General features: G+C 68.4%; 27 protein-coding genes. 14 read left to right on the top strand and 13 right to left on the bottom strand.

All coding sequences use genetic code 11. The features are described 5' to 3' along the window. The first annotated feature begins 135 nt into the window (after positions 1-135). The 4 genes from AB0I34_RS17425 to AB0I34_RS17410 all read left to right on the top strand — a co-directional run bounded on the left by AB0I34_RS17425 (position 136) and on the right by AB0I34_RS17410 (position 2,116). Positions 136-597, top strand: coding sequence for an organic hydroperoxide resistance protein (locus AB0I34_RS17425; protein WP_360446100.1), 462 nt, complete (start codon positions 136-138; stop codon positions 595-597). A 274-nt stretch (positions 598-871) separates the two neighbouring features. Further along, positions 872-1,105, top strand: coding sequence for a hypothetical protein (locus AB0I34_RS17420; RefSeq protein WP_360446098.1), 234 nt, complete (start codon positions 872-874; stop codon positions 1,103-1,105). 58 nt (positions 1,106-1,163) lie between these two features. Next, on the top strand, positions 1,164-1,577 hold the full coding sequence (locus AB0I34_RS17415; protein ID WP_360446096.1) for a hypothetical protein: 414 nt from the start codon (positions 1,164-1,166) through the stop codon (positions 1,575-1,577). Between the two features lie 23 nt (positions 1,578-1,600). Continuing rightward, complete coding sequence (locus AB0I34_RS17410; protein ID WP_360446094.1) at positions 1,601-2,116, top strand: sigma-70 family RNA polymerase sigma factor; 516 nt, start codon at positions 1,601-1,603, stop codon at positions 2,114-2,116. On the opposite strand, the gene AB0I34_RS17405 is transcribed toward AB0I34_RS17410, so the two are convergent. The 4 genes from AB0I34_RS17405 to AB0I34_RS17390 all read right to left on the bottom strand — a co-directional run bounded on the left by AB0I34_RS17405 (position 2,097) and on the right by AB0I34_RS17390 (position 6,089). Next, on the bottom strand, positions 2,097-2,288 hold the full coding sequence (locus tag AB0I34_RS17405; RefSeq protein WP_360446092.1) for a hypothetical protein: 192 nt from the start codon (positions 2,286-2,288) through the stop codon (positions 2,097-2,099). The two genes, AB0I34_RS17410 and AB0I34_RS17405, sit on opposite strands and share 20 nt — an antisense overlap. A gap of 20 nt (positions 2,289-2,308) precedes the next feature. Next, entirely contained in the window at positions 2,309-4,012 is a 1,704-nt protein-coding gene (locus AB0I34_RS17400; protein WP_360446090.1) for an MFS transporter, read from the bottom strand. A gap of 192 nt (positions 4,013-4,204) precedes the next feature. Beyond that, the gene (locus AB0I34_RS17395) at positions 4,205-4,780 is read right to left on the bottom strand and encodes a dihydrofolate reductase family protein (protein ID WP_360446088.1); all 576 of its coding nucleotides are present in this window, start codon (positions 4,778-4,780) and stop codon (positions 4,205-4,207) included. Positions 4,781-4,880: 100 nt separating this feature from the next. Next, the gene (locus AB0I34_RS17390) at positions 4,881-6,089 is read right to left on the bottom strand and encodes an MFS transporter (protein WP_360446086.1); all 1,209 of its coding nucleotides are present in this window, start codon (positions 6,087-6,089) and stop codon (positions 4,881-4,883) included. 83 nt (positions 6,090-6,172) lie between these two features. On the opposite strand from AB0I34_RS17390, the gene AB0I34_RS17385 reads away from it, so the two are divergent. After that, on the top strand, positions 6,173-6,490 hold the full coding sequence (locus AB0I34_RS17385; protein WP_360446084.1) for an antibiotic biosynthesis monooxygenase: 318 nt from the start codon (positions 6,173-6,175) through the stop codon (positions 6,488-6,490). A 53-nt stretch (positions 6,491-6,543) separates the two neighbouring features. After that, complete coding sequence (locus AB0I34_RS17380) at positions 6,544-6,858, top strand: hypothetical protein (protein ID WP_202867788.1); 315 nt, start codon at positions 6,544-6,546, stop codon at positions 6,856-6,858. Here the strand turns inward: AB0I34_RS17380 and AB0I34_RS17375 are convergent. Together AB0I34_RS17375 and AB0I34_RS17370 are read right to left on the bottom strand one after the other, a co-directional pair. Next, positions 6,843-8,261, bottom strand: coding sequence for a peroxidase family protein (locus AB0I34_RS17375; protein WP_360446081.1), 1,419 nt, complete (start codon positions 8,259-8,261; stop codon positions 6,843-6,845). The genes AB0I34_RS17380 and AB0I34_RS17375 overlap by 16 nt on opposite strands. A gap of 24 nt (positions 8,262-8,285) precedes the next feature. Next, positions 8,286-10,400, bottom strand: coding sequence for an MMPL family transporter (locus AB0I34_RS17370; RefSeq protein WP_360446079.1), 2,115 nt, complete (start codon positions 10,398-10,400; stop codon positions 8,286-8,288). A gap of 177 nt (positions 10,401-10,577) precedes the next feature. On the opposite strand from AB0I34_RS17370, the gene AB0I34_RS17365 reads away from it, so the two are divergent. The 3 genes from AB0I34_RS17365 to AB0I34_RS17355 all read left to right on the top strand — a co-directional run bounded on the left by AB0I34_RS17365 (position 10,578) and on the right by AB0I34_RS17355 (position 14,660). Next, positions 10,578-11,717 carry a histidine kinase gene (locus AB0I34_RS17365; protein ID WP_360446077.1) on the top strand — a complete coding sequence of 380 codons (1,140 nt, stop codon included), beginning with the start codon at positions 10,578-10,580 and terminating at the stop codon, positions 11,715-11,717. Further along, positions 11,714-12,382: a response regulator transcription factor gene (locus tag AB0I34_RS17360; RefSeq protein WP_360446075.1), complete on the top strand. Its 669-nt coding sequence runs from the start codon at positions 11,714-11,716 to the stop codon at positions 12,380-12,382. The genes AB0I34_RS17365 and AB0I34_RS17360 overlap by 4 nt, the downstream gene beginning before the upstream one ends. 313 nt (positions 12,383-12,695) lie before the next feature. Continuing rightward, positions 12,696-14,660, top strand: a complete 1,965-nt coding sequence (locus AB0I34_RS17355) for an acyl-CoA dehydrogenase family protein (protein ID WP_360446073.1) — start codon at positions 12,696-12,698, stop codon at positions 14,658-14,660. Positions 14,661-14,666: 6 nt separating this feature from the next. Here AB0I34_RS17355 and AB0I34_RS17350 read toward each other — a convergent pair whose 3' ends face one another. Next, on the bottom strand, positions 14,667-15,239 hold the full coding sequence (locus AB0I34_RS17350; protein ID WP_360446071.1) for a GNAT family N-acetyltransferase: 573 nt from the start codon (positions 15,237-15,239) through the stop codon (positions 14,667-14,669). 71 nt (positions 15,240-15,310) lie between these two features. Here AB0I34_RS17350 and AB0I34_RS17345 point away from each other — a divergent pair, with 71 nt between their 5' ends. Together AB0I34_RS17345 and AB0I34_RS17340 are read left to right on the top strand one after the other, a co-directional pair. Then, positions 15,311-16,045, top strand: coding sequence for a class I SAM-dependent methyltransferase (locus AB0I34_RS17345; protein WP_360446069.1), 735 nt, complete (start codon positions 15,311-15,313; stop codon positions 16,043-16,045). 61 nt (positions 16,046-16,106) lie between these two features. Beyond that, a complete protein-coding gene (locus tag AB0I34_RS17340) occupies positions 16,107-17,666 on the top strand; it encodes a helix-turn-helix domain-containing protein (protein ID WP_360446067.1) in 1,560 nt (519 codons plus the stop codon). Positions 17,667-17,669: 3 nt separating this feature from the next. Here AB0I34_RS17340 and AB0I34_RS17335 read toward each other — a convergent pair whose 3' ends face one another. Beyond that, positions 17,670-18,266, bottom strand: coding sequence for an urea carboxylase-associated family protein (locus tag AB0I34_RS17335; RefSeq protein WP_360446065.1), 597 nt, complete (start codon positions 18,264-18,266; stop codon positions 17,670-17,672). 120 nt (positions 18,267-18,386) lie between these two features. On the opposite strand from AB0I34_RS17335, the gene AB0I34_RS17330 reads away from it, so the two are divergent. Then, positions 18,387-19,508 (top strand): NADH:flavin oxidoreductase, encoded by a 1,122-nt coding sequence (locus AB0I34_RS17330; protein ID WP_360446063.1) that lies wholly within the window; start codon positions 18,387-18,389, stop codon positions 19,506-19,508. Next, entirely contained in the window at positions 19,505-20,377 is an 873-nt protein-coding gene (locus AB0I34_RS17325) for a polysaccharide deacetylase (RefSeq protein ID WP_360446061.1), read from the top strand. Before AB0I34_RS17330 ends, AB0I34_RS17325 begins: the two co-directional genes overlap by 4 nt. Here the strand turns inward: AB0I34_RS17325 and AB0I34_RS17320 are convergent. The 3 genes from AB0I34_RS17320 to AB0I34_RS17310 are packed head-to-tail and all read right to left on the bottom strand — an operon-like array spanning position 20,362 to position 22,459. After that, positions 20,362-21,312, bottom strand: a complete 951-nt coding sequence (locus AB0I34_RS17320) for a nucleoside hydrolase (protein ID WP_360446059.1) — start codon at positions 21,310-21,312, stop codon at positions 20,362-20,364. The two genes, AB0I34_RS17325 and AB0I34_RS17320, sit on opposite strands and share 16 nt — an antisense overlap. Positions 21,313-21,338: 26 nt before the next feature. Then, positions 21,339-21,719 (bottom strand): VOC family protein, encoded by a 381-nt coding sequence (locus AB0I34_RS17315; protein WP_360446057.1) that lies wholly within the window; start codon positions 21,717-21,719, stop codon positions 21,339-21,341. Next, the gene (locus AB0I34_RS17310) at positions 21,716-22,459 is read right to left on the bottom strand and encodes an ArsR family transcriptional regulator (RefSeq protein WP_360446055.1); all 744 of its coding nucleotides are present in this window, start codon (positions 22,457-22,459) and stop codon (positions 21,716-21,718) included. Before AB0I34_RS17310 ends, AB0I34_RS17315 begins: the two co-directional genes overlap by 4 nt. 240 nt (positions 22,460-22,699) lie before the next feature. On the opposite strand from AB0I34_RS17310, the gene AB0I34_RS17305 reads away from it, so the two are divergent. After that, positions 22,700-23,965, top strand: coding sequence for a sigma 54-interacting transcriptional regulator (locus AB0I34_RS17305; RefSeq protein ID WP_360446053.1), 1,266 nt, complete (start codon positions 22,700-22,702; stop codon positions 23,963-23,965). On the opposite strand, the gene AB0I34_RS17300 is transcribed toward AB0I34_RS17305, so the two are convergent. Both AB0I34_RS17300 and AB0I34_RS17295 read right to left on the bottom strand, forming a co-directional pair. Beyond that, positions 23,913-24,680, bottom strand: a complete 768-nt coding sequence (locus AB0I34_RS17300; RefSeq protein WP_360446051.1) for an amidohydrolase family protein — start codon at positions 24,678-24,680, stop codon at positions 23,913-23,915. The two genes, AB0I34_RS17305 and AB0I34_RS17300, sit on opposite strands and share 53 nt — an antisense overlap. 4 nt (positions 24,681-24,684) lie before the next feature. Continuing rightward, the gene (locus tag AB0I34_RS17295) at positions 24,685-25,992 is read right to left on the bottom strand and encodes a penicillin-insensitive murein endopeptidase (RefSeq protein ID WP_360446049.1); all 1,308 of its coding nucleotides are present in this window, start codon (positions 25,990-25,992) and stop codon (positions 24,685-24,687) included. Positions 25,993-26,007: the final 15 nt, after the last annotated feature.

The following is a 26,007-nucleotide window of genomic DNA, read 5'->3' as shown; positions in this document are numbered from 1 at the left end:
GGACTGGCGTCCGGCTGGCTGTACGCGAAGTCGGAGGCTGGCCGCAGCGACATCGGCCCGCTCGTGCGTAATCGTCGGAGGTGAGCCCCCGCGTCCTGGGGACTCCGTCTGTCAGCGCGTCAGGAAGGAAGCAGAATGCCAGCCACATCGTTGAGCAGGGTGCTCTACACCGCCGAGGCGACCGTGGAGGGCGGCCGTGCCGGGCATGGTCGGACTACCGATGGTCATCTGGACGTCGACCTGTCGGTACCCGCGGACATGGGCGGCCAGGGCGGTCCCGGCACGAATCCCGAGCAACTGTTCGCGGTAGGCTTCGCGGCCTGCTTCCAGTCGGCGCTCCTGGGCGTCGCGCAGGGTCGGAAGCTGGACGCCACCGACTCCCAGATCCGGTCCCGCGTCGGGATCGGCCCGACCGGTCACGGCGGCTTCGGCCTGCAGGTGACCTTGGACCTGCACGCACCGAATCTCTCGTCCGCCGACGCGGCGGACCTGATGCTCCGCGCGGAGCAGCGGTGCCCGTACTCCAACGCGACCCGCGGCAACATCGAGGTCATCCTCAGCGTCGACGGGCAGCAGATCGAGCAGGCCGCCGCCTGACCGTACGACGGCGCAGGCACCTCCTACGGCAGACAGCCGCAGGAGGTGCCTTCATGCTGTCGCTGGGGTTCCTCCGGATTCCTGCTAGCAGGGGGAAGGGACGGGGGCTGGCGGTGTCGACCGGGAAGGGGCGGACGGCTCAGTCTGGGAGGGTCCCTACAGGTGTCCCGGGAGGTGTGACGGGAGCCGGCCCCGGCTAACCCGTTCCACCCCTCGCCGGAGGGCGATCTGCCCCCGGACGGTGCCGCGCCCGACGGTACGAGGAGGTCGAACAGTGAACGTGGTCGTGGAATACAACCCGGTAACTGACGGCGCCCCGGTCGTCGTCTGCAGCGAGCGGGCCGGCGAGTGGCTGATGCGGTGCCGGGTCTGCGACTCGGACCGGATCGAACCCACTCAACTCGACGCGATCGTGATGAGCGTAGTGCACTACATCATTGGCGAGGCCAACGGATGCAACGCCTTGACGCTCGCCGAGCACCGGCGCATCGCGCGCAGTACCCGGTGAAGCAGGCACCACTCGCCGAGGGGACCCAGATCGCCTCAAGTCAAGGGATTCCGGGCACATGATCGTCGTCGTTCTCTGCGGAGTGTCACTCGCGCTGCTGTCGGGCGTGACCTACCTCGTCGTACGCCGGGTCAGGTCCCGGCGGCTCGGCTACCCGGGCAGCGCTCTGGAACCGATCGGGCCGCCGATCGAGGAGATCGCGGTCAGCCTTCGGCAGTTGCTGCAGCGGCACGACAGGTACGCACGCTTGGACGACCGCGTCTTGCGGCTCCGCAGGATGTCGGAGCTGGAATCGGTGATCAACCTGCGGGCAGCCCAGGCTGCACTCGCGCTCGATGTACCCCACCCGGCGCGGCAGCTGTACGACGAACTGGACACGGAGCACCTGCGTCTGCTCCTGTTCGCGCTCGTCGCGGCGGGTCTTGTGCTGCCGACCGCAGTCGCGCTGATGGCGCCGGACAGCCGGTTCTGACGATCTCGCCGGGAAGGGCAGCCATGGGTGAGGCGGACCGCCGCCGGGCCGACGTACTGGTCAACGGCTTGTACGCCGAGTACGGGCGCAGCGTGCTGCTCTTCGTCACCCGGATGACAGGCGACCGTAGCGGAGCCGAGGACATCGTCCAGGAGACGCTGGTCCGGGCCTGGAAACACGCCGACGACCTGGTCGAGGACAAGGGCTCGGTGCACGGCTGGCTGCTCACGGTCGCGCGGAACCTCGTCGCCGACCGCGCCCGGGCTCGAGCCCTTCGTCCCCTGGAGCTGGGCGACATCGCCGAGCACAGCCGCATCGATGGAGATCACTCCGAGTCCGTGGCGAACACCATGATGCTCGGCGACGCCCTTCGCCAGGTGTCCGCCGCACATCGCGACGTCGTGGTGGAGCTGTACTACCGCGGCCGATCCGTCACCGAGGCCGCCCGCGAACTCGGCGTACCTCCCGGCACCGTGAAGTCCAGGTTGTACTACGCGCTCCGTGCCCTGCGCACTCTGATCAGCGTGCCCGGCCCCTGACTCCGACGGCGGCGACGACCAGGCCGATCACGATGATGATCGGGCCTGCGACCGTCCAGAACGTGGTGCCGCTCATCGCGCTGCCGCCGATGACACCGGCGCCTTGCAGGGTGAAGAGGAGGCCCAGGAGCGCCACCACAACACCCACCACAACCATCAGTGGCTTCTTCATTTTGCTTGCTCCCTTGAGGATCAGTCGGTGTGGACGTAGCGGCTACCGCGGAAGAGTGAGGCGACGGCGGCGATGAGCGACATCGCGATCGCTGCGCTGAACACGATCACCAGGCCGTGATGGAACGGGGTGGCGATGAGTTGTGGGAAGAATTGCTTGCTGGTCAAGGTGTTCAGGTCGGCGCCATGGATCGCCGAGGCCGGCAGGCTGCCGAGAAGCGTTCCGATCGGGTTCGCGCCGAGGAAGGCGGCGAACAGGCTGCCGACGGGCGGCTGCTGTCCGATGCCGGTTGCGACCGTTGCGGAGACCCCGTGCGCTTCGAGGCCGGAGGTCAGTGCTGCCGGCAACGTCTGCGCGAGGCCGACGATCATCAGGCTGAAGAAGATGCCGATGGACAGCGACGTACCGGAGTTGAAGAACGTACCGCGCATGCCGGACGCGACGCCGCGCCGGTCGGCCGGAACACTGTTCATGATCGCGGTGGTGTTCGGCGCGGAGAACAGCCCGGAACCGATGCCGTTCAGCACCAGCAAGCCGCCGAAGGCCCAGTAGTTGAAGTTGGTGGGCAGCATCATGAGACCGAGGAAGCTGAGTGCCGCCAGCAGGAGGCCGCCGGTTGCGAAGGCCCTCGCGCCGTACCGATCGGAGAGGAAGCCGGACAAGGGTCCCGCGATCAGGAACGCCACGGTCAGTGGCAGCAGGTAGATGCCGGCCCACAGTGGCGTACTGGCGAAGCTGTAGCCGTGCAGCGGCAGCCAGATGCCTTGCAGCCAGATGATCAGCATGAACTGCAGTCCGCCCCGGCTCACCGAGGCCAGCAGACCAGCCAGGTTGCCTGCCGTGAATGCTCTGATGCGAAACAGCGACAGGTTGAACATCGGCGCCTCGACCCGTGCCTCGACCACGCAGAACACGGCCAGCAGTGCGGCGCCGCCGATCAGTCCGGCCAGTACCCACGGATTCGTCCAGCCCATGTCGTGGCCGCCGTACGGCTGGATGCCGTACGTGATGCCCGCCAGGATCGCGGTCAGGCCGACCGCGAACAGTGCGTTGCCGACCCAATCGACGCGCGCCCGCGTGCGGACACTCGTCTCGCGCAGGCTCTTGTACGACCAGACCGTGCCGATCAATCCGAACGGTACGGAGATGAGGAAGACCAGCCGCCAGTCCACCGGTGCGAGCAGACCGCCGATGACCAGCCCCACGAACGACCCGCCGATGGCGGCGACCTGGTTGATGCCCAGCGCGAAACCGCGCCGATCGGACGGGAACGCGTCGGTGAGGATCGCGGTCGAGTTCGCGAACAGCATCGCGGCCCCGACGCCTTGGACCAGGCGCCACAGGATCAGCCACAGCGCTCCGCTGCCCTGGGTGAACGGATCGAACACCAGGGCGATCGACCCGACCGTGAACACGGCGAAACCGAGGTTGTAGATCTTCACCCGGCCATAGATGTCGCCGAGCCGGCCGAGGGAGACGACCAGGACCGCGGTGACGAGCAGGAAGCCCATCAGCATCCACAGCAGGTAACTCACGTTGCCCGGCTGCAGCGGATCGAGCTTGATGCCGCGGAAGATGTCCGGCAGCGAGATGATCACGATGGAGGAGTTGATGGTTGCCATCAGCATGCCCACCGTGGTGTTCGAGAGCGCGATCCATTTGTAGCGAGGATGATCGGCATCAACAGTGAACCGGGACGACGTACCGACCGGTGCAGAACTCACGTGTACACCCCCAACAATATCGTTAGCAAAACTAACGATACCCACGCCCTGACCACATCCCAACCGCCCCCGCCCCCGATCATCTGTCCGGTACGGGTGTGGTTGGTCACTCCCACGCCGCCGCCACGCGCGGGTGAGACGCCGGACGGACACCGGGATGGGTGTCCGTCCGGCGTGTCTCGGATCGGGCGGTCAGCGGGTGACGTCGTACACGAGTTTCTGGATGCCGTTGGGGTAGGACTGGCTCTCTGCCAGGCTGAGGTTTTGTTTGTCCTTGTCGGTGTCGCTGAAGAGGCGTTTGCCGGCGCCTAGCAGGACGGGGAAGACGAGCAGGTGGTAGCGGTCGATCAGGCCGGCGTCGGAGAGGTTGCGGTCCAGGGTGGCGCTGCCGTGGATGATGATCGGGCCGCCGTCGGTCTCCTTGAGGGCGGCGACGTCGTCCAGCGAGCGCAGGATGGTGATGTCACCCCAGTTGGTGACCAGATCCTTGTCCTGCAGGGTGGTCGACACGACGTACTTCGGCAGGACCTTGTAGCGCGGGAAGTCGTCGAGCATGTCCGGCCAGACCGGTGAGAAGGCCTCGTAGCTGACCCGGCCCATCATCATGGCCGCGGCCTGTTCCTGCTCGCGGCCTTTGAGCTCGTACGCCGCCTCGTCGAACGCGACGTCCTTGAACGTCCAGCCGGAGTTGCGGTAGCCGGGCTCCCCGCCGGGTGCCTCGACGACGCCGTCGAGTGAGACGAACGCGGTGGCGATCAGGGTGCGCATCAGTTCCTCCTTGGGGTGATGTGACGTGCTGTCGTCAATGCGTCGAACAAGGGCCGCCGGGTACGACACGTCGCCTCGACAACGTACATCCGCCGTGACATCACGGGATCATGCGCAGGTGGTTGCGCGCCGTGAGTACGCCGAACGCGACCATGGCGAACGTCGTCAGCACGGCCGGCACGAAGAAGACGTGGGGGAGACCGATGGCTGCCACGCCGATGCCGCCGATCGTGCCGCCGATCGCCGAGCCGAGCGGGATCGCGCTGAGGAAGATGCCGGACGCCGTACCGACGCCTTCGGGGTAGAGCTGCTGTGCGATCGACACTCCGAGCGCGCCGACGCAGGCCCACAGTCCGGCCGTCAGTGCTTGCCCGAGGAACAGTCCTCCGACCGAGGTACTTGTCGCGTAAGCGAGGTTCCCGGCCAGGCCCAGCGCGGCGCCTCCCGTCATGACCAGCATCGGCCCGAAGCGGTCGGCCAGCCGGGCGACCACGGGTAGCAGCAGCAATTCGAGCAAAGGCTGTACGCCGATCACCGCGCCGCGCACCGAATCGGAGACATGGAGCTGTTCGGCCATGTAGATGGGCAGATAGCCGAACTTGATCGTGTCGCCGGTCATCGCCAGGACGCAGACAGCGGTGAAGATCAGCAACGGCATCAGCTGGTCGATCTGCCGCCGGCTCGCGGGTCGCGGCGGCATCGACAAGTTGTGATAGCGCTCCACGTGTTGGCGCCCGAGCGGGATCAGTTGCGCGAAGGTACAGACGGCGGTCGCCACCAAGAGCGCCCGAAGCCCGAACACACCGCCGAACCAGCTTCCGAAGACCGGTCCGAGGATCCAGCCGGTCGTGAACGCCATCCGGACCGTTGCCACGACCCGGTTCTCGGCTTTCGTCGGATGCCGGCTCAGCTCGTCCCGGCAGGCCGCGAACAGCTGCGCCATGGATCCGCCGGCGACACTCAGCGCCACGGCGCTGATCACGAACGGGAGCCAGACCGTGTTCGCGGCTGCCATCGCGAGCCAGGCGGCAGTCCCGATCAGCGCGCAGATGCGGAACCAGAGCAGTCGATCGTGGCTCCGGTCCGACAATCGGCCGACTGCGTAGCCGGCGACCGGCGCGGCCAGGTTGGTGACGTAGTACAGGCCGGCCACGGGCAGGGGAGCGCCCAGGTCGCGGACGAGGAACAGGGTCAGCTGAGGAGTCGCGGCCGACACCCCGATCCCGGCGATCAGCAAGGACAGGAACGCCGAACGGTAGAAACGCGACCGGACGACAATGCTCAGCGCAGACACGGACCGGTCGAGCATGGGCCTCCCCCCAAGTCGCGGCTGCCGAAACCCTATCCGGCCCGAGCAGGTCCGCGCCCCGCCGTCCGGCGTACGGTGATCGCATGATCGCGCGCATGTGGCGGGGCTGGGTGCCCACCGAGAAGGCGGCCGAGTACGTCGACATCGTCGAGCGCACCGGGATGTCCGGCTATCGGCGTACGCCGGGAAACCAGGGCGCACAGCTGCTCACCCGCGATCTCGGCGACGGCCGGACCGAGATCATCACGCTGAGCTGGTGGACCGACCTCGACCACATCCGCGCCTTCGCCGGCCACGACATCAGCCACGCCAAGTACTACCCCGAGGACGACGCGTACCTCCTCGACCGGGAGGACACAGTCACCCACTTCGAGGTCGCTCCGGTGCCGAGCGAGGCGTGACTACTGTGGTTCCTGACGGCCGCATGACCGCCAGCCGCGCTTGAGGAGGAATCATGACGGATGAACCGTTCGAGACGTCTGAGGATGCTCGGCGCGATCGGCGGGAGCATGGCGGGGCTTCGTCGCTGCGTCCCGATGACGACGAGTTGGCCCGGCGGACCGAGCAGGAGCGGGTCGAGGCCGGCATCGACGACTACGATCCGGACGACGTACCACCGGCGACCGACGAGCCGGTGCCGACCGACCTCACGGAGTCCGAGGAGTACCAGGAGGCCGAGGCGGAGTTCCGCCGGGAAGAGTCCGAGGGCGAGGTCTATCCACTGACGGAAAAGCACCCGTTCCCGCCAAGCCACTACGACCGTTCCTGACCGATCCCGGCCGGCGGCATGCTCAGGGTGAGTAGGTCGGCCAGGCCGAAGGTTGATTCGGCGGTGGCCAGGCTCGGCTCCCAGGTCGGCTCGAGGCTCAAGTAGCTGGCCGGGTCGGCGCGAAGCAGGCCGATCAGGGTCTCCGCGACGATCTGGCCGCCGACCGGGCCCAACCGGTCGCCGTCGCCGCGGTGCTCGGACTCCTTGAGGATGTAGAACCACAGCGGCGTACCGTGCGGCCAGTTCTGCTGCAGCTCGTCGGCGGTCAGCGGCTCTGCGCCGATGAGCCTGGCGATCGCCTCGCCGCTGGGCAGCTGGGTCGTCTCGCCGCGCAGCAGGTCGCGTACCGCCAGCGAGCGGTAGGACGCGGTGTCGACCGCGCCGGTCACCTGCTCGGGCAGCCCGATGAGGCTGGCTGCGAGCCGACCGTCCAGGCGTTTGGCGCGCTGCGCGGGTGGGTGGCCAGGCAGATCGAAGATCTGCGCGAGATCGAGACGCCGGTCGGCCGGCGGCGGCCCGAACCCAACCAAGTCGGGGAACAGCGGTACGGCGGGACCGCCCTCGACGAGCTGGTAGGTATGCCGGATCTGGCCGTGTCCATACCGGTATGCCGCGTCGGCGAACTCGAGCGGGATGTACGCCTGCAGCGGCTCCGGCGTGAACCACCGGCCGCCCTCGGCGAGCACCTGCTCCACCAGTGCTGTGCCGACCAGCCGCGGCAGGAAGTCGTGCACGACGATCCACTGGTAGTGCCATGTCAGCGCGGTGCGGGCCTCGCCGAAGACATCGGCCTCAGGTACGCCGTTCGCGCGCAGCTTGTCAACAATCCGATTGTGCGCATGCAGCAGGGCGACGTGCAGCGTCAACGAGAACAGATGGACGTCGTTGCGTGGGTCACCGATCAATGCGACGCCCTGGTGGTTGCGCGGTACGTCGCCCCCGTCGGGACCGAGCAGGAACTTCGCCGGGTCGCCCAGATCGAACAGGTACGGCGATCCGATCGGGCCGTCGGAGTACACGATCTCCAGGTTGAGCCTCGGAGTGCGGGCGTTACGCAGTGCCTCGGCGTCGACGCCACCGGCGATGGGGGAGCGGTCAGCGGTGATGTCGTGGGCGATCAACTGACCGAAGAACGGCCAGCCCGCGGCTTCAGTCGCGTCGTCGCCCGCGCTGACCTGGTCCAGAGCGGCGGCCGCGTCGCAGATCCCACCGGTGCCGCCAGCGCGCATCAGCTCCTGAGGGTCGGTGCCGAGCGGCTCCAGCCCGGGAAACATCCGCCCGTAACGCGCCGAGCCGGTGGGCCGGTCGACGGCGCGTGCCGGGCTGAGGCAGTGATCCCGGGCGACCTGGTGGCTGCCATGCACCTGGGGTGGAGCGCTGTGCGGCACCTGAATGACCTCCATGAAGAACGGGGACAGACCAGTCGCTCACTTAGACAGGACACCCACTCGGTCTGTGACATCGCGCGTGCGCGTCCGCCAGGGCCGTGGAAGCCACCAGTTGGCGTCGCCGAGGAGAGTCATCAGGGCTGGGACCAGGGCCAGCCGTACTACGGTCGCGTCGATCAGTACGGCAACCGCCAGACCCAGGCCGAACATCTTGGCGGTCGGGTCGTCGGTGAGGGCGAAGCTGACGAAGACCGAGATCATGATGAGCGCTGCCGAGGTGATGACGCGGCCGGTGGTGGCGATGCCGTGGACCGTCGCGCTGTGGTTGTCGCCGGTCCGCACGTACTCCTCCCGGATCCGGGTGAGCAGGAAGACCTCGTAGTCCATCGAGAGACCGAACACCACGGCGAACATGAACATCGGGATGAAGGGCAGGATCGGAAGTGTCGACTCCAGCCCGATCAGGCCGGCCGCCCAGCCCCACTGGAACACCATCACCATCACGCCGAACGACGCGCCGATGCTCAGCAGGTTCATCAACGCCGCCTTCAGCGGTACGACGACCGAGCGGAAGACGAAGGTCAGCAGCACGACGGACAGCAGGATCACCGCGCCGATGAACAGCCCGAGCCGATCGTTGACCTTGGCACCGACATCGGCGAGCATGGCCGTCTGACCACCGACATGCGCGGTCGCCGGGCTCTGCCGCAGTACTGAAGGAAAGACCTCCGCGCGGAGTCGCTTCACCGTGGTCATCGTGGCATCGTCCTGCGGTCCGGTCGTCGGTACGGCGATCAGCGTCGCGACTCCGGCCGCGGTGTTCACCTCGGGACGTGCGACCGAGGCGATCCCCGGGTCGGTCTTGACGGCGTCGACGAGCGGTTGCACGACGGTGGAGTCCTTCGAGATGTCGACGGCGATGACCAGCGGACCGTTGCTCCCGGCACCGAATCCCGTGGCGACGAGGTCGTACGCCCGGCGCTCGGTTCGCTGCACGGGAAGTGCACCGTCATCGGGTGTGCCGACCCGGAGCGCGAGAACCGGTGCGGCGAGTGCCAGCAGCAGCACGGTCGCGCTGATTGCATACGCGGTGGCGTGCCGCGACACATGTCCGGCCCAGCGCTGCCATCCCGGACCGGGGGAGGACCGCACGCGTCGTACTCGGAAGCGGTTGATCCGGTGCCCGGCAAGGCCGAGGAAGGCGGGTAGCAGGGTGAGCGAAGCGAGCACCATGATCAGGACGATCAGGGAGATGGCAACGCCGCCAGCGGTCATGAACGGTACGCCGGCCACGACCAGTCCGAGGATCGCGACCACCACCGTGCCGCCGGCGAAGAGCACAGCCTGACCGGCGGTGGCGACCGCGCGCCCGACGGACTCCACGACGCTCACTCCGCGGGCCAGCGACTCGCGGTGGCGCGTGACGATGATCAGCGCGTAGTCGATCCCCACGCCGAGACCGATCATGCTGCCCAGCACCGGCGCCCAGCTGGGCAGCTCGATCAGGTAGGTGACGAGTGACAGCGAACTGATCCCTAGCGCGAGGCCGAAGAGCGCCATCCCGATCGGCAGGCCCATCGCGATGATCGAACCGAAGGCGAGCAGCAGGATGATGATCGCCGCGATCAGACCGAACGCCTCGCCGAGGCCGGCCTGGCCCTCCTCGAACGCATAGAACAGGTCGCCGCCCAGCTCGATCCGCAGCGGCGAACCCGCGGCTGCCAACGACTTGAGGTTCTCCAGGTCGCTCGGCTCCAGCTTGTCCAGCACCGGGTATTGAAGGCGGATGAGACCGACCCGGCCGTCGGGTGAGATGACGGGATCGCCCACGCGAAGCACTTGAGGAAGCCCGGCCGCGGTCGACTGGACCTGGGTCAGAGCAGTCCGCAGCTCCGGCGACGTGAGCGTTGCGTTCTGGTCGCGCGGGGTGACCACCACCTGCGCGGTCAGGCCGGCCTGATCGGCTCCGGCAGCCGACAGCAGATCGGTCGCGGTCTGCGAGTCGACGCCCGGCGCCCCGAACGACTCCTCGAGTTTCTTGCCGAAGGCGCCGGAGGCTGCGACCACGAGGGCCGCCACCACCAGCCACGCCCCGATGACCACCCACGGCCGGCGTGCGGCGTACCGGCCCAGTCTGTACAGGTTCGACCTCATGGTTCAGCTCCTTCGGCGAGGGTTCGCGATCGTCCGGCGAGGTTCGCGATCATCGTGTCGGTGACGGGCAGGGCCGCGCCTCGGGCGATGGGGCAGACTTTCCTCGGCCGATCAGCCGAGCCATGAGCCGTACTTTGAGCCGATCCGCTGGGCGCCCGAAGTCCCTACGCTGTGGGCATGGTGAGAAACGCCGTCCGCTCGCTACTGGCCGAGCCGCGAGCGCCGTATCCGCCCAAGCGGGTGTGGCGCGACTGGGTGCTCGTTGCCGGCTTGCTGACGGCGGTGGTCATCGAGGGCGTGGTCCGCGATGACGTGGTCTGGAGGCCCGTCGCGATCGTGGTGGCCGTGGCCGTCGTCTGGGCGCTCCTGTGGCGGCGGACTCAGCCTCTCGCCGTGGTGGCCGCGGTGTTCGGTGCCGTGATCGTGATCGACATCATCGCTTTGATCAGCGGTCGCGGACCCTTCGGCCTGAATTCGATGATCTGCGTGATCCTGCTGCCCTACGCACTCGTCCGCTGGGGATCCGGGCGCGAGATCGGCATCGGGCTCGGGATCATCCTGGCCGCGATGGTGCTGGCGAACATCAGCGACTTCACCGGGTACGTCGAAGCCGTCTTCGGCAGCATGTTCTTGTTGTTCTGGGCAACGCTCGGGGCCGCGGTGCGCTACTGGTCGACTGCCCGGCTGCGCGAACTGGACCAGGTGCGGCTCCGCGAGCGCGAGCAGCTGGCTCGCGAGTTGCACGACACAGTCGCCCATCATGTGTCGGCCATCGTCATTCGCGCGCAAGCCGGCCGGGCCGTCGCCGTCTCCCGTCCCGAGGCTGCGGTGGACGCGCTCGCGGTGATCGAAGCGGAAGGCACACGTACTCTCGCCGAGATGCGGCGGATGGTCGGCGTACTGCGCGATGAAGGGACGGCGGCGCTCGCGCCGAACCCGGGAGTGGCTGACCTGCAGCGGCTCGCGCGCAGCGTGGGGGATCGGGTCCAGGTCGAGGTGTCGGGCGATGTCGAGGATCTCGGACCGGCGGTGGATGCGGCGATCTACCGCATCGCTCAGGAGTCGATCACGAACGCCGTACGGCATGCACGTCAGGCGACTCGCATCGATGTCCGCGTGGCCGTGGACGGTGACGCCGTACGGCTCACCATCCGCGACGACGGAGAAGGCGCCTCGGCGCCCGGGACCTCGCTCGGCTATGGGTTGGTGGGGATGACCGAGCGCGCGACGCTTCTCGGCGGCTCGTTCGCCGCCGGGCCTTCCTCCGAACGGGGCTGGACTGTCGACGTCGTGCTGCCGCGAACGGCGGGCCGATGAGCATCCGGGTGCTCGTCGCCGACGACCAGGATCTCGTCCGTACCGGGCTCGCCATGATCCTCGAGGCGCAACCCGGCATCGAAGTGGTCGGTCAGGCGGCCGACGGGCGGGAGGCGGTGGAGCTGGCACGCCGGCTTCGGCCCGACGTGTGCTTGTTCGACATCAGGATGCCTGGCATGGACGGGATCGCCGCGACCCGCGAGCTCGCCGGGGCGGGCGTCGATGACCCGATGGCGATCGTGGTGATCACGACGTTCGACGTGGACGAGTACGTGTACGGCGCGCTGAAGGCGGGCGCGCGGGGCTTCCTGCTCAAGGATGCCGGGCCGGACCTTCTGGTCCAGGCGATCCACGCCGCTGCCAACGGCGACGCCCTGATCGCGCCGAGGATCACCGCGCGGCTGCTCGCCGCGTTCTCCGACCCACCCACCGGCCGTATGCCGGTTCAGCTCGTCGATCCACTCACCACGCGCGAGGAGCAGGTCCTCATCGCCACGGCCACCGGCCGGACCAACGCGGAGATCGCGACAGACCTGCACATCAGCCTCAGCACCGTCAAAACCCACCTGACCAGCGTGATGGGCAAGATCGGCGCCCGGAACCGCGTCGAAATCGCCATCTGGGCCTACGAAACCGGCCGCATCAATCACCGTGGGAAGTCGTAGTACCCGAATAGATCCGGGGTGGACGGGGCACGTGGGCAGTACGAGGAGCAGCGGCCCGGGGAAGGATTGGGCGATGGGCAAGGGATGTTCGGGTTGGGCGGTCCAGCCGCCTATGCCGCCGCCAGAGCCGCCGGAGCCTTCGGAGCCGCCGGCGCCTCACATGCCGCCTGAACCGCTCGAGCCGACTGGGCCGGCCGAGCCGACGGATCCGGTTCCGCTTCCTGGGCCGATCCGTGCGCCCTACGGTTCACAGAAAGCTACTTCCGGGTAAGACTGGTGGGTAAGGACGTGCCCCCGAGCAGGGAGATGCGGCGTGACGACGGAGCAGGTACCTACGGACCAGATCACCGAGCAGCCGGGAGCGGCGCGGAACGCCAGCGAGCGTGAGGCCCGCGAAGTCGCGGAGGCGGCACGGCAGACCGAATGGGACCGGCCGAGTTTCGCCAAGAAGCTCTATCTCGGTGACTTCGACCTGTCGCTGATCCACCCACACCCGCGCTCTGCACCGGATGACGTCTCCCGAGGCGAGGAGTTCCTGGCCAAACTGCAGGCGTACTGCGAGACCCTCGACGGCCAACTGATCGAGCGGGAGGCGAAGGTCCCGGACGAGTACCTCCAGGGTTTCGCCGAATTGGGCGTGTTCGGCATCAAGGTCCCGACCGAGTACGGCGGCCTCGGCCTGTCGACGACGTACTACGGCAAGGCCCTGATGATGGTGGGATCGGTTCATCCCAGCCTTGGCGCACTGGTGTCCGCACATCAGTCGATCGGCGTACCGGAGCCGGTCAAGATGTTCGGCACCGACGAACAGAAGGCCGAGTTCCTGCCGAGGTGCGCCGCCGGCGCGGTGACGGCGTTCCTGCTGACCGAGCCCGACGTCGGATCCGATCCTGCCCGGATGGCGTCGACCGCGACCCCGACCGAGGACGGCGAGGCGTATCTGCTCGACGGCGTGAAGCTCTGGACCACCAACGGAGTGATCGCTGAACTGGTCGTCGTGATGGCGCGGGTGCCGAAACACGACGGCGGACGCGGTGGCATCAGCGCGTTCGTGGTCGAGGCCGACGCACCAGGCATCACGGTGGAGAATCGCAACGCCTTCATGGGACTGCGCGGCCTCGAGAACGGCGTCACTCGGTTCCACCAGGTCCGCGTGCCGGTCGAGAACCGCCTGGGTCGCGAGGGTGACGGCCTGCGGATCGCGCTGACCACGCTGAACACCGGCCGGCTCTCCATCCCGGCAACCTGCACCGCGGCCGCCAAGTGGTGTCTGAAGATCGCCCGGGAGTGGTCCGCGGAGCGGGTCCAGTGGGGCCGGCCGGTCGGCAAGCACGCCGCGGTCGCCGAGAAGATCTCGTTCATCGCCGCCACCACGTTCGGGCTCGAGGCAGTGCTCGACCTCTCGGCGAAGCTGGCCGATGCGGGGAGCAAGGACATCCGGATCGAAGCCGCGCTGGCGAAGTTGTGGTCCAGTGAGATGACGTGGCTGATCGCCGACGAACTGGTCCAGATCCGTGGTGGTCGCGGCTACGAGACCGCCGACTCGCAGGCGGCACGCGGGGAACGCGCGGTGCCGGCCGAACAGATTCTGCGTGATCTGCGGATCAATCGGATCTTCGAGGGATCGACGGAGATCATGCACCTGCTGATCGCCCGCGAAGCCGTCGATGCGCACCTGGCCGCGGCCGGCGACCTCGCCTCGGCGGACGCCGACCTGCAGGCCAAGGCGAGGGCGGCGGTGAAGGCGAGCGGCTTCTACGCGAAGTGGCTTCCACAACTTGCCGTCGGCAAGGGTTCGGCGCCGACGTCGTACGCCGAGTTCGGGCCGCTGGCGAAACACCTCCGGTACGTCGAGCGCACGTCGCGCAAGCTCGCACGGCAGACGTTCTACGGGATGGGCCGCTGGCAGGCGAAGCTGGAGTACCGGCAGGGTTTCCTGGGACGGATCGTCGACATCGGCGCGGAGCTGTTCGCGATGGCGGCCGCCTGCTCCCGGGCCGAGATGCTGCGCACGGACGATCCGGCGCGCGGCGAGACGGCGTACGAGCTGGCAGGCGCCTTCTGCGAACAGGCCAGGCTCCGGGTGGACCACCTGTTCGACCGGCTCTGGAAGAACACCGACGACACCGACCGCCGGCTCGCGAACCACGTCCTCGACGGCGCCTACACCTGGCTCGAATCCGGCATCGTCGACCCCTCCGAAGGAACCGGCCCCTGGATCAGCGAGTGGCAACCAGGCGAGTCCACCGCCGAAAACGTCTCCCGCCGCTACCGCTGAGAACAGTCAGCTGAGGTCGAGGCGCATGAGGATGCGGGGGTGGCCGGCCAGGACGGAGGTGGTGTCGGCGGCCTTGGTGAAGCCGGCGCGTTCGAAGTTCTTGCGGATGCCGGGGTAGGCCATCGTCAGGTCGACCTTGGCGTCGCCGCTGTCGAGCGGGTACGCCTCGATCGCCGGCGCGCCGTGCTCGCGAGCGAACTCGACCGCACCGTCGATCAGGGCGTGGGAGATGCCCTGCTTGCGGTGCCCGGGACGGACTCGGATGCACCACAGCGACCAGACCGGAAGGTCGTCGACCTGCGGGATCTTGCGGTTGCGGGCGAACGACGTGTCCGCGCGCGGCGCGACCGCGGCCCACCCCACCGGCGTCTCGTCGTCATAGGCAAGAACTCCCGGAGACAGTTCTGCACGGCACAGTTCAGCGACGTACTCGCCCCGGTCCGGTCCGCGGAGCTCGTTGTTCACCTTGGACGGGATCCGGTAGCTCAAACACCAGCACACATTCGACGTCGGCGACTTCGGCCCGATGACGGCACGAACATCCTCGAACACCTCAGCCGGCCGAACCTCAATCGACATGCCACCACGATCCCACGACCGACGCGGTATTTCGGTCGAGATGTGCTGCCGGGCGTCCTAGGGTCGGCTGGGTGAGCTCGACTTGGACGAACGAAGCCGCGATCAGTCAGTGGGACGCCTCGAGTACGCAGGAGGCGATGGAGGCGACCGCGGAGGAGGGGGACTTCGTCAAGCGGCATCTGGTGAACCCCGTGCTGTTGCGGTTGCTGGGCGACGTACGGGGACGGCGGGTGCTGGACGCCGGATGCGGCAATGGGTATTTCAGCCGCATGCTCGCCGAGCGCGGAGCTGAGGTGGTGGGCGTTGAACCGACCGAGGCCATGGTCACCTTCGCTCGTGACAAGGAAGCCGAGACCGGTCAGGGCGTTCGGTATGTCCAGGCTGATCTGACTCGGCTGCCAGACCTCGGCGGCGCCTTCGATGCTGTGGTCTGCAGCATGGTGTTGATGGCGATCCCCGACTGGAAACCCGCGATGCGTGCCTGCGTCGAAGCGCTGCGACCCGGCGGCCTGTTCGTCTTCGCCCTGGTCCACCCTGCCTTCGAGAACCTGCTGACGACCTGGCGCGAGCACGGCGAGTACCGCCAGGACCGATACCTGGAGGAGTACGTCGTCCACGGCCCGGCGGCCCCCGACTTCCACCGCCCCCTCTCGGCGTACCTGAACGAACTGGCCACCCTCGGCTGCCGCCTCCGCGAGGTCGTCGAGCCGGCTCTCGACCCAGCCGCCGCAGCCTCCTTCCCAGGCGCCGCCGCCTACACCCGTCTCCCGAACTTTCTGATCGTCGCCGCCGAAACCCCCGCCTGACGTCCTCTCCCAGTGGGCGTATCTCTAGTTGATCTGGCAGATCACTGGATATGTTCACAGGGTGTTGAGTTTTGGTGCGCTGCTGAGCGATCGGTCGCTGGAGCTGCGGCTGCTGGTTCCGGGCAAGGAGGGAGCGGTCGAGCGGGAGGTGTTGTGGGTGCACAGCACCGAGTTGCCGGACCCGTCGCCGTACCTTCGGACCGGCGAGATCGTACTGACCAACGGACTGTGGCTGCGTGAGACGTCCGCCGCCGACTTCGCGGCCAACGTACGACGGTCCGGTGCCGCGGGCATCGTGTTCGGGCTGCGTGACGTGATGCCGCAGACCCCGGCCGAGCTGATCGAGGCGTGCCGGCAGGAGGGGTTGCCGCTGGCGGAGATCTCGATCGCGGTTCCGTTCACCGCGGTGGCCGAGGCTGCGTCGGCGCTGCAGGCCGACGAACGACGGGACGCTCTGGTCGGCATGGTTCGGCGCGGTGATGCGCTGGCCTCGGCGATCTCGCACGGTGCGGGCGCGTCCGGCGTACTGGCTGTACTGCGGCGCGAGCATGAGCTGCCGCTGGCGGTCGTGGACCGGATGGCGAGGCCGCTGGCGTCGGCGGGCGTGGACCTGTCGGCAGACCAGCGCCGACGCGTTGCCGACGGGCTGGCCCGCCATCCACCACCGCTGGAGATCGATCTCGGTGGGCCGGAAGGTCGCGCGACAGTGTTCCTGGTCGGGGCGGTGGGCGATACCGACGCTGCGCTGCTGTGCCTGCGGCCGGTCACCGAGCTGACCAAGCCGCAGCAGGACGCACTCGACCAGGTGGCACGCTTCCTCAGCCTCGAGGTGGCCAAGCAGCAGGCGATCCAGGCGATCGAGCTGCGGTTCGCGAGTGAGCTCCTCGACATGATTCTGTCCGGTGCGCAGCGGGCGGCTGAGGTGCCCGACCGGCTCCGGGCGTTCGGGGTGGATCCGTCCGGTCGGCTGGCCGTGCTCACGGTCGCGTTCGCCGACGGCACCGAGTCGACCTTGCCGGGCCTGTCGGAGACGATCGGCGAGTTCTTCCTGGCTCAGGGGCTGGCCGTGGTCGTCGCCGGCGGCAGTCAGGATGTGGTCGCGGTACTGCAAGACCCCCGGCAGGAGCTCAAGGAGCTGGCCGAAGCGCTGTGTACCGTGCTCCGGAAGCGATTCCCGGATCGCCGGCCGGTCGTCGGCCTCGGTGACACCGCCGCCTCGGCACGAGAGTTGCGGCAGCCGTTGGTGCAGTCCCGCGAGGCCTGCCAGGTACTGCGCCGCCGGCGCGGAGGACACGCGGTCGCGTCGTTCCGGGAACTGGGGACCCACCGATTGCTTCTCGGACTGCAGGACGCCGGGACGCTGCGCGGCTTCGCGGACGGTGTGCTCGGACCGCTACGGCAGCACGACAACACGCGGGACAGTGAGCTCGAGTCCACGCTGCGAGCCTTCCTCGCTCATGACGGCCAGTACGGCGCGACCGCCGCCGCGCTCTACGTCCATGTGAACACCCTGCGGAACCGCCTCGCCAGGATCACCGAGCTGACCGGCCGCGACGTCGCCCGGACCGAGGACCGGGTGGATCTCTACCTCGCCCTGGAAGCGGACGAGCTCGCCGGGTAGCCGTCAGCGCACGACCTCGATGGCCAGATCGGTCGGCCGGGAGTTGTTGATGACGGTCAGGTCCTGCGGGCACGCGGAGACCACGACCACGCAGTCGAGTTCGGCGCGCAACGTGACCGAGTCGCCGGGGGCTGTGGCCGCGGGCAACCAGTCGAGGGTGCCGCCGGGGCGCACCGGCACCTGCATGAAGAGGTTGACCGGCTGCGGCACGACGTCGATCTCGTGGCCGAGCGCGTCCCGCAGGTTCCGCGCACACGACGGATGATCCGGTACGCCGAGTCCGGCGTACCGAGCGTCGTCGCAGGCTGCGATGAGCAGGTCGTGCCGGCCCGGTGAGGTGTCCTCGAGCAGGGTCAGGATCGGGCGGCGCGCGGTGGTGGTGAAGGCTTCTCCGATGGCGGGGAAGAGTCGGCTGGTTGCCGTCCTCGTGTGCGAGGCGCTGAGGTGTTCGGTGGTGGTCCCGGACGGCGCGGCGACGTACGCGAAGAGATCGCCGACCTGTCCGCTGGCGACGTCGACGACGCGGACGTGGTCGCCCCGCTGGACCCGGACGGCGCGTCCGGTCCGGGCGGGCACCAGGGTACGAGCGACTGTCTGCATGCCACCAACTCCAGCAGGTCGAGTCATCGGCCTGCAGTGGACGATCGTCCAGCATGACGGTGCTGATCTTGTGGCTTGATCCATCGCGAGGGTGCACCCGTCACTGATGAAGTTCAGGGCATGGAACTGACGACAACTCACCCCGCCCTGCGACCGATCGGAGTCGGCGCGGTCGAGCTCGCGAACCGATTCGCCGTCGCGCCGATGTCCCGCGTGTCCGCGACGCCGGACGGCGTACCGACCGACGAGATGACCGACTACTACGCGGCGTTCGCCGAGGGCGGGTTCGGCCTGGTGATCACCGAAGGCACCTACACCGACCCGGCGTACAGCCAGGGCTATCTGAACCAGCCGGGTCTCACCACGTCGGCTCAGGTGGCGGGATGGCGGGAGGTGACTCGCCGGGTCCATGCGGCCGGCCGGCCGATCCTCGCCCAGTTGATGCACGCCGGCGCCATCTCGCAGGGCAATCCGCACCGCGCGGAGCGCGTCGGGCCGTCGGCGGTCCGGCCGATCGGCGAGATGCTGTCCGAGTACGGCGGGCAGGGTCCGTGGCCGACGCCGCGCGAACTGTCCGCGTGCGAGATCGACGAGGTGATCGCCGGCTTCGTCGCGGCAGCGGTCCGGGCGCACGAAGCCGGATTCGACGGCGTGGAGATCCACGGCGCCAACGGATACCTGCTCGACCAGTTCCTCACCGTCTACACGAACCAGCGCACGGATGCGTACGGCGGACCGGTGGCGAACCGGATCCGGCTGACCGCCGAGGTCGCCGAGGCGATCGTCGCAGCGACACCGCCCGGGTTCGTCGTCGGCGTACGTCTCTCGCAGACGAAGGTGAACGATCTCGAGTACCGCTGGCCCGGCGGCGCGTACGACGCCGAGGTCGTGTTCGGGATCCTGGCCGCTCAGGGCATCGACTATCTGCACATCGCCAGCGAGGGCCGGGACTGGCTCGAGACGGCTCGGCTGCCCGGTGGCCAGACGATCACCGGGCTCGCTCGCAAGGTCAGCGGACTGCCTGTGATCGCGAACGGCGGCATGCACGACCCGGAGCGCGCGGATCGGGTCCTGACCGACGGCCACGCCGATCTGGTCTCGATCGCCCGGGGCGCACTCGCGAACCCCGATCTGCCCCGGCGACTCGCCGACGAGCACCAGCTCGACCGGTTCGACCGCGGGATGCTCGAGCCGGCGGCGACCCTGGCCAACGCGAAGCAGTGGCAGACTGCTCGGTCATGACGACCCCGACGTGGCATGGCGGGGCACAGGCCGTCGTCACGCTCACCTTCGACGTCGACGCCGAGACGCCGATCCTCGCGGCCGGGCGCAGGTACGCCGATCACCTGAGCACGATGTCGCACCAGGCGTACGGCCCGGACGTCGGCGTACCACGGATCCTGGAGCTGCTCGCGGATCTCGGCGTACCGGCGACGTTCTTCGTGCCGGGCTGGGTCGCCGAGCAGCGGCCGGGGCTCGCGGCGACCATCCAGGAGCGTGGTCACGAGGTGGCTCACCATTCCTACAGTCATCGCGCGCCGACCACGCTGACCGCGGCGGACGAGAGGGCGGACTTCGAGCGGGCCCTCGAGGTATTCGTTGCGCAGGGCATCGAGATCCACGGGCACCGGGCGGCGCTCTGGGAGGCCACGCGGACCACGCTGGACCTGGTCGCCGAGCACGGGCTCTCGTACGACTCGTCGCTGATGGGCGACGACCGCCCGTACCTCCTCGACGTCGGCGGCCGGTCGGTCGTGGAGCTGCCGGTGCACTGGTCACTCGACGACTGGGAGCAGTACGCGTATCTCCCGTCGCCGCAGATCGGTACGGTCATCGAGTCGCCGCGCAAGGTTCTCGAGCTGTGGCGCGCGGAGCTGGACGCGATGCGGCATTATCGCTGTCTGTTCAACCTGTGCCTGCATCCGTTCCTGTCCGGCCGTCCTAGCCGTCTCCTCGCCCTGCGCGACCTGATCGAGTACGCCCATTCCTGCGGCGACATCACCTTCGCCCGCTGCCGTGACCTGGCCGACGCTGCCCGCACCGACCCCACACTCCCACCTCGAACTCCGCCGGCCGTCGTGCCGGATCCATCCGTCTACCCGATTGGTTGATGACCGAGCAGCGTGATCGCGTCGACGAGCTTGGTCCAGAAGGCGGATTGGTCGAGCTCGATGGCGATCTGGGCATTGGGTGGGCGGCCGGTGTAGTGGTGGAGGTCTACAGCGGTGGCGCCGGAGGTCCAGTCGCCCTTGGTTTCGATGACTACGTTGGCCTCGACGCAGCGGACGATGGTGGGGTCGATGACTCGGGCGACGGCGACCGGATCGTGAAGCGGTGGGGCAGTGAAGCCCCAGAGACGCTCGTAGGTCGAGGCGAAGAAGGTCATCCACTCGATGCAGATGTCGGCCAGCGGCGTGCCGATGCGTGCGAAGGAAGCCAGTACGTCGTCCGTCACCAGCGCCTGATGCGTGACGTTCAGGCCGCACATCGTGAACGGGACGCCCGATCGCAGGACCTGGTCGGCGGCCTCGGGATCGACGAAGCAGTTGGCCTCGGCGTACGGCGTCACGTTGCCACGCTCGGTCGAACCGCCCATCCAGACGACCTGGTCGATCCGGTCGGTCAGCTCCGGGCGTTCCGCGAGCAGCCGGGCGACGTTTGTCAGCGCGCCGGTCGCCACGATCGTGACCGGCGCCTCATGCGTGGTCAGTACGTCGACCAGTAGCTCGTGGGCCGTGATCGTTGCCTCAGGCACCGTCGGGTCGCCGTCGAACAGCGGACCGTCCAGGCCGGTCTCACCGTGTACGTCGTCGGCGATCCGCAACGGCCGCACCAACGGACGGTCGGCCCCGCGAGCGACCGGGACATCTCGCGCCCCGGCCAGCGACAGCACCCGGCGAGCGTTGATGGTGCACTTCTCGGCAGTCTGATTGCCGGCCACGGTGGTGACCGCGAGCAGGTCGATCGCAGGGTCCGCGACCGCCAGCAGCAACGCCATCGCGTCGTCATGCCCAGGATCGCAGTCGAGCACCATCGGTATCGCCACCCGCACATGCTAGTGCTGGGTCGCCGTCAGCCTGCGGGCTGGAACAGCTCGATGAGGTTGCCGGCCGGGTCGGCAATCAGGATCTGGCGGCCTCCTGGGCCGGAGGTGAGTTCGCTGCGGAACGGGACCTTGGCGGCCTCGAGCCGGTCGATCTCGGCGTCGAGATTGTCGACAATCAGATGGATGCGGTTTCGGCCGGCGTCCGACGCGTCGTCCGGGGTGGCGCGGGCGCCAGAGGTCTGCGGTCCGGAGAGCAGGAGGCGCAGTGGTCCGCGGGTGACGTCGGCGAACGCCGGCGCCGGGTTGCTCCGCAGTACGAAACCGAGCTGGCTGGTGTAGAAGTCGATGGCCGCCGGGACGTCGTCGACGATGTAGCGGACGCTGGCGAAGGTCTCCTCGTCGTTCATGGTTGGTCCTCCTTGAGGCTCGGCAGCAGGTGCCGAACGCGGTTGTCGATGTCCGCCGCCGCGGAGACAAACCTCGAGTAACTGCTCCGGCCGTCGTCGCCGGCCGAAGGGTCGGGGATGCTCCAATGCGCGCGGGGCGGGTTGTCGGCGAGCGTTTCGCGCGCCTTGTCGCACAACGTGATCACGCGCTTGAAACGACCGTGCAGGGTCGAGTTGAGCGACCGTGGTGCTTGCTTCTCGATGTCGATGTCGTAGTGCTCTCGCAGTACTCGCACGGCGTGCGGATGGATTCGGTCCTTGGGCCGGGTCCCGGCACTGCTGACGCGCACGCGGTTCCCGGCTCGGTGTCGCAGGAGCGCCTCCGCCATCGGCGAGCGTGCGCTGTTGCCGCTGCAGACGAACAACACGCTCGAACGGCGTGGCGGTTCCTCGGGCACCGGCGTCATCCGGAGCGCCGGATGCAGCGCGGTGCCGGCCTCGGCCAGCGCCTCGGCACAACGGTCGAGGTCGAGGTGGTAGTAGCTGTCGCGGGCGTCGAAGCTGCTGCGCCGCGCGGCCACCAGACCGCCGTCGCGCAGCAGCCTCAGGTGGTACGAGACCAGGTTCTGCGGCTCGTCGACAACGGCGACCAACTCACGCACCCGCAGATCGCTTCGAGCGAGCTCGGCCACCAGCTGCCATCGCAGCGGATGACTGACCAGCCGGACGAACTCGGGCACACCGTTCACGGCGCCTGACATTACATCAAATGTATTTGATGGACCACCCGTCGTGGACAGCAGTTGGAGGTTGCAGGCTGTGGTCTGACGGTGTGGATGCGCGTACGGTTGGAAGGTCGCTGGGGGCTGGGGCGATCGTGGGGATACAGCGCTATGTCTCGTGGGGAGATTGGGCCCGTGTGGATGCGCTGTCTCGGGGCTGCGGGGGAGTCGCGTGCGGCGCAGGTGGTTTGTGACGCGCTGACGGGGGAGGGCGTAGTGGTGCCGGAGTCGGCACCAGCCGTGGGGCGGATCGGTGTCGTTGTCGTGGACACCATCACCGAGCGGGAAGTGGCGTTCGTGCGCGCGGCGGCCGCGGACGGGGAGCGGCGGGTGCTGGTCGTCGTGCCGGCTGGTGCGTCGGTCGACGTCGACGGGTCATGGCAGTTGATGTCGGCGGGCGCGGCCGATGTCATCGTCTGGGACCGGTCGGACGATCCGGCGTCGGATGCGGTCGAGCGGTTGCTGCGGTGGCAGCAGGTCGATGCGTTGATGGACTCGGCCGTGGTGACCGAGGAGCTGGTCGGGCGCTCGCCGGCTTGGCGACGCGTACTGCGCCAGATCGTCGAGGTCGCGCACTTCACGACGTTGTCGTTGCTCATCACCGGTGAGAGCGGGACGGGCAAGGAGCTCGTGGCGCGGCTGGTCCATGCGCTGGACCCGAGGCCGGACAAGGGCGACCTCGTCGTACTGGACTGTACGACGGTGGTGCCATCCCTGTCCGGCAGCGAGTTCTTCGGGCACGAGCGGGGAGCGTTCACCGGCGCGGTCGCCCAGCGGGTCGGCGCCTTCGGACAGGCCGACGGCGGGACCTTGTTCCTCGACGAGGTGGGTGAGCTTCCGCTGCAGCTCCAGGCCGAGCTGCTCCGCGTGATCCAGGAGGGGGCGTACAAGCGCGTCGGTGGGAACACCTGGCATCGGACGACGTTCCGGCTGATCTGTGCGACGAACCGGGACCTGCTCGACGACGAGAGGCGCGGGGCGTTCCGGCGGGACTTCTACCATCGGATCGCCGCGTGGCGGTGCGCCCTGCCCAGTCTCCGCGAGCGGACACGCGACATCCTTCCGCTCGCCGAGCACTTCGCTGCGATGCAGGAGGCCGCCGGCGGATTCGACCCAGCAGTCAGTGCACTGCTGACCGGGCGGCCGTACCCCGGCAACGTGCGTGATCTGAGGACGCTGGTCGAGCGGATTGCTCAACGGCATGTCGGGCAGGGACCGATCACGGTTGGCGACGTACCTGATGACGAGCGGCCTCCGGATGACGCCCGGGAGACATGGCGGACGGGACGTGCGTTCGAGGGTGCGGTGATGCAAGCACTGGCCGGAGGGGCGTCGCTGAAGGAGATCGGTGACATCGCGCGGGACACCGCGGTTCGGATGGCTGTCGCACAGGAAGACGGGAATCTGAAGCGGGCCGCGCGGATCCTGACCGTCAGCGAGCGGGCGCTCCAACTGCGGCGGGCCGCACAGCTCCAAGAGGGCTGAGCAGTCCCAGCAAGGTGCCGCCGAGGACGGCCTGTTCGTCCCGCCGCGAGAGGCCGAGTGCCTTGATCTTCGCGAGCTCCAGTCCGGGATGCAGCCACGGCCCGTCGGAGCCGAAGATGAGTTTCTCCGGCCCGGCCCGGCGTACTGCGTCGACGAGCAGGTCGAACCGCCGTACGCCGGAGGTGTCGGCGTACACGTTGGGCAGTCGCACCAGCAGGTCGATCAGCGAACGCTGCGCGGCCCAGTCGTCGGCGAAGCTGCCCAGGTGCGGCACGATGAACGCGACCCGCGGGAACTCGGTGGCGAACAGTTCCAGAGGCGCCACCTGGCCCATCGGGTCGTAGAGCACCGGCAGACCGAACCGGTCCGCGGCGCGCGCGATCTCGGGTGTCAGTGCCGCGTCGTGCCGGTGCACTTTCAGCCCGCGGAAGCCGAGTTGGTGCACGGCCTCGTGCACCAACTCGGCGACCCGCCCGGCATCCCGGGCCGGGTGGACGAACGCGAACCCGATGAACCGCTCGGGCTTGCCGGCCACGACCCGCGCCACGGCCCGGTTGGCGGTCAGGTAGTCGCCGTGGAACACCGAGAAGAGGACCGTGTGCGTGATCCCCGCGGCATCGGCCCGCCGCAGGTAGTGCTCCAACCGGCCGACGTCCCACGGCCCGGTGAGTGTGTCTCCTCTCCCCACATGGCAGTGGGCGTCGACGATGGTCATCGCCCTAAGGCCGTTGGACTCGTACGGCGCCCGCCGGCAACTTCGAGAACCGGTCCTCGATGAAGAACGCGTTGTTCCGCTGGTTGAGCCCGGCACGCTGCCCGATCCACTGCCAGCGCTGGCCCTTGGCGTAGTCCTGGGTGAACTTCGTCCACTGCGGGTCGGTTGGCAGCCGTCCGTGCCGGTCGCGGAAGTAGACCGCCGTACTGGCGAACTGGGTGGCGTTGCCGATCGGGTTCGGGATGGCGCCGGTCAGGGCGGTGGTGGCGAGGTTCCGCGCAGGCTGGGGGAGCGCCGCCCACGCGGTGCTCTGGAGCTTGAGGAACTGCCGCAATTGACCGACCGGGATTCCCGGCGGCGCCGGTGGCGGGTAGGTCGCACCCGTCTTGACGAACTCCGGCTTGTGCATGTGCCGGCGGGCGGCACCCCAGTTCTTCAGCGACGCCTGCAGCGGTGTCGAGTACGCCCGCAGGAATCCGTGGAAGGTGGGGTATTGGCGATGCCGGATCAGACCGTAGAGGTTGATCATCGCCCAGATGACCGCTCGGTTGTCCGCGTTGTCACGCCCACCGGCCTCACCGACGATGAACCGCGCGGTCCAGACCAGGTCGTCGCTGGTGAACTGATAGGTGAAGCGCGTGCCGTCGGGCCGGGTCGCGTGGATCGTGCCGAGCCGGACATTCTGAGCCCCGCCCCCTGGAGCCGCCTGCATCGGAGGAGCGCTCGGCACGTACGAACCGCCTGGAGCCGCCTGCGGCGGAGGCGCGCTGGGCACGTACGAACCGCCTGCCGCCGGGAAGGAGCCTCCGGTCGCAGGCGTGGTCGTGAAGGAGACGTGCATGTGGTCGTGATGACCACTCAGCGGGGAGACGCCCTTGACCTGTGGGTCGTTGAAGAAGACCCGCGAGACCTGCAGCACCGGGTTGCCCCGGATGAGGTCGACCAACTCCTGGGTGAGCTGACGGGAGTACACCGGCATCGTGTAGTTGACCGGCTCCTCCTTGCCGTCGTTGCGCACCGGCCGGATGTCGACGTCCGTTCCTTTCTGGTGCGACTTGTGCGGCGACATCGGTCCGCCGCCGCGCAGGCTGATGTCGGTGATCCCGATCCTCGGGCCGCTCGGGTGCCGCCGAGCCCATTCAGCGGCGATCGCGGTCACCGCGCGCAGCGTCTCGCGGCGACCGAACTGCCGGCCAGTGCTCTTGCAGTAGAACCCTGGACCCGACTGGGGCAGGGCGTTGTCCAGTGCGTCTGCGCCGCCCGGGGTGGAGACCTCGCCCCACGTCTCGTCGAGGAACGCTTGGGTCGTCATGATTCAGCCTCCCTG

Source organism: Kribbella sp. NPDC050281 (assembly GCF_040655855.1).
Taxonomy (GTDB): Bacteria; Actinomycetota; Actinomycetes; order Propionibacteriales; family Kribbellaceae; genus Kribbella.
Note: the sequence above shows the minus strand (reverse complement) of the source record. Positions and strands in the feature narration are given on the sequence as shown.

Excerpts from the sequence above, each read along its gene's own strand:
- AB0I34_RS17425 (WP_360446100.1), top strand. The coding sequence starts at position 136 with ATGCCAGCCACATCGTTGAGCAGGGTGCTCTACACCGCCGAGGCGACC.
- AB0I34_RS17415 (WP_360446096.1), top strand. The coding sequence starts at position 1,164 with ATGATCGTCGTCGTTCTCTGCGGAGTGTCACTCGCGCTGCTGTCGGGC.
- AB0I34_RS17410 (WP_360446094.1), top strand. The coding sequence starts at position 1,601 with ATGGGTGAGGCGGACCGCCGCCGGGCCGACGTACTGGTCAACGGCTTG.
- AB0I34_RS17405 (WP_360446092.1), bottom strand. The coding sequence starts at position 2,288 with ATGAAGAAGCCACTGATGGTTGTGGTGGGTGTTGTGGTGGCGCTCCTG.
- AB0I34_RS17395 (WP_360446088.1), bottom strand. The coding sequence starts at position 4,780 with ATGCGCACCCTGATCGCCACCGCGTTCGTCTCACTCGACGGCGTCGTC.
- AB0I34_RS17390 (WP_360446086.1), bottom strand. The coding sequence starts at position 6,089 with ATGCTCGACCGGTCCGTGTCTGCGCTGAGCATTGTCGTCCGGTCGCGT.
- AB0I34_RS17385 (WP_360446084.1), top strand. The coding sequence starts at position 6,173 with ATGATCGCGCGCATGTGGCGGGGCTGGGTGCCCACCGAGAAGGCGGCC.
- AB0I34_RS17380 (WP_202867788.1), top strand. The coding sequence starts at position 6,544 with ATGACGGATGAACCGTTCGAGACGTCTGAGGATGCTCGGCGCGATCGG.
- AB0I34_RS17375 (WP_360446081.1), bottom strand. The coding sequence starts at position 8,261 with ATGGAGGTCATTCAGGTGCCGCACAGCGCTCCACCCCAGGTGCATGGC.
- AB0I34_RS17370 (WP_360446079.1), bottom strand. The coding sequence starts at position 10,400 with ATGAGGTCGAACCTGTACAGACTGGGCCGGTACGCCGCACGCCGGCCG.
- AB0I34_RS17365 (WP_360446077.1), top strand. The coding sequence starts at position 10,578 with ATGGTGAGAAACGCCGTCCGCTCGCTACTGGCCGAGCCGCGAGCGCCG.
- AB0I34_RS17360 (WP_360446075.1), top strand. The coding sequence starts at position 11,714 with ATGAGCATCCGGGTGCTCGTCGCCGACGACCAGGATCTCGTCCGTACC.
- AB0I34_RS17350 (WP_360446071.1), bottom strand. The coding sequence starts at position 15,239 with ATGTCGATTGAGGTTCGGCCGGCTGAGGTGTTCGAGGATGTTCGTGCC.
- AB0I34_RS17335 (WP_360446065.1), bottom strand. The coding sequence starts at position 18,266 with ATGCAGACAGTCGCTCGTACCCTGGTGCCCGCCCGGACCGGACGCGCC.
- AB0I34_RS17330 (WP_360446063.1), top strand. The coding sequence starts at position 18,387 with ATGGAACTGACGACAACTCACCCCGCCCTGCGACCGATCGGAGTCGGC.
- AB0I34_RS17325 (WP_360446061.1), top strand. The coding sequence starts at position 19,505 with ATGACGACCCCGACGTGGCATGGCGGGGCACAGGCCGTCGTCACGCTC.
- AB0I34_RS17315 (WP_360446057.1), bottom strand. The coding sequence starts at position 21,719 with ATGAACGACGAGGAGACCTTCGCCAGCGTCCGCTACATCGTCGACGAC.
- AB0I34_RS17310 (WP_360446055.1), bottom strand. The coding sequence starts at position 22,459 with ATGTCAGGCGCCGTGAACGGTGTGCCCGAGTTCGTCCGGCTGGTCAGT.
- AB0I34_RS17300 (WP_360446051.1), bottom strand. The coding sequence starts at position 24,680 with ATGACCATCGTCGACGCCCACTGCCATGTGGGGAGAGGAGACACACTC.
- AB0I34_RS17295 (WP_360446049.1), bottom strand. The coding sequence starts at position 25,992 with ATGACGACCCAAGCGTTCCTCGACGAGACGTGGGGCGAGGTCTCCACC.